Annotated in this window: 2 protein-coding genes; both read right to left on the reverse strand. The window is 64.9% G+C overall.

Features of this window, described 5'->3' with window-relative positions; genetic code table 11:
• Positions 1-38: 38 nt before the first annotated feature.
• On the reverse strand, positions 39-911 hold the full coding sequence (locus tag RM446_RS24600) for an IS3 family transposase (protein WP_311547826.1): 873 nt from the start codon (positions 909-911) through the stop codon (positions 39-41).
• On the reverse strand, positions 911-1,207 hold the full coding sequence (locus RM446_RS24605) for a transposase (protein WP_311547827.1): 297 nt from the start codon (positions 1,205-1,207) through the stop codon (positions 911-913). Before RM446_RS24605 ends, RM446_RS24600 begins: the two co-directional genes overlap by 1 nt.
• Between the last annotated feature and the right edge of the window lie 68 nt (positions 1,208-1,275).

Here is a 1,275-nt window from a genome sequence, read left to right on the forward strand (position 1 = left end):
GTGAGCTTCCCCCGCTTGCACGGACACCGTCGGTGAGGTCAGCCGCGGGTGTCTGAGGGCAGGTTGAGCCCTTCGAACGCGGTGGGACTGCGCATCCCGATACTGGAGTGGCGCCTATGAGGATTATACCAGCATTCTATCCATTCGAAGATCGCTGCGGACAATTCCTCGCGGTTTTTCCACGGGCGGCTGTCGAGCAGCTCCAGTTGCATCGTCGCCCACAGCGACTCCATCATGGAATTGTCATAGCAGTCGCCCACCGTTCCCATCGACCCGAGCAGTCCGGCATCGCGCAACCTCTTCCCGAATGCCCACGACGTGTACTGGGTCCCGTGGTCGGAATGCAGTATCGTGGAACGCGGAATCGGATTGCGCCGCGCGACGGCCATTGCCAGCGCATTGACCACCAAGTCGGTGTCCTGGCGCGCGTCCATCGACCAGCCGATGACACGTCGCGAATAGGCGTCCATCACGGCAGCGCAGTAGAGTTTCCCTTCCTGCGTCGGGTGTTCGGTGATATCGGTCAGCCACAGGCGGTCGCGCCGAGGAACATGGAAGCGGCGCTGGACCAGGTCCTCCTCGGTGGCGGGGTTGGCCCGGCCGCGGCGGATCCGGCGCCGGTAGAGGCCCTGCAGGCCGGCCTCGCGCATCAGGCGCTCCACGCGCTTGCGGTTGACGCGCTCGCCCAGGCCCAGCACCAGTTCGGCGTGCACGCGCGGCGCCCCGTAGGTGCCGCGCGATTCCTCGTGAACGGTGCGGATCATCTTCGTGATTTCCTTGTTGCGCTGGGCGCGCGGCGATTCAGGCCGATCGCGCCAGGCGTAGTATCCCGACGTGGAGACGTCCAGTACTCGACAGGCCACCGCGACAGGGATCGAGTCGGCGGCACATTCACGGACCAGCGAGTACATTACTTTGGGAGTACGTTCTCACTGGCGAAATAGGCCGCGGCCCGCTTGAGGATCTGGTTCTCGGCTTCCAACTGCTTGTTGCGGCGGCGCAGCTCGGCCAGTTCCTTCTTTTCCGCATTTGTGGGCCGGGCGGCCTCGCCGACCGCTTTTTCTTCGGCGGCGGCTTGGGCCACCCAGTTCTGCAGGCAGGAGCGGCTGATACCGAGGTCTTTGGCGAGCTCGACGGTGGACTTGCTGCCCTGGCGCGCCAGCTCGACAGCGCGGCGGCGGAACTCGGGCGAGTGTGGAGAGGGCATGGACGACATCCTTCCTGATGATCACGCCTGCCCTCACCTCAAGTGTCCGCGCTACAGGGGGAAGCTCA

The organism is Streptomonospora wellingtoniae (assembly GCF_031845375.1).
GTDB classification, from domain to species: domain Bacteria; phylum Actinomycetota; class Actinomycetes; order Streptosporangiales; family Streptosporangiaceae; genus Streptomonospora; species Streptomonospora wellingtoniae.

Bases quoted from the DNA above. Each gene is read 5' to 3' on its own strand.
- RM446_RS24600 (WP_311547826.1), bottom strand. From the start codon at position 911: ATGTACTCGCTGGTCCGTGAATGTGCCGCCGACTCGATCCCTGTCGCG.
- RM446_RS24605 (WP_311547827.1), bottom strand. From the start codon at position 1,207: ATGCCCTCTCCACACTCGCCCGAGTTCCGCCGCCGCGCTGTCGAGCTG.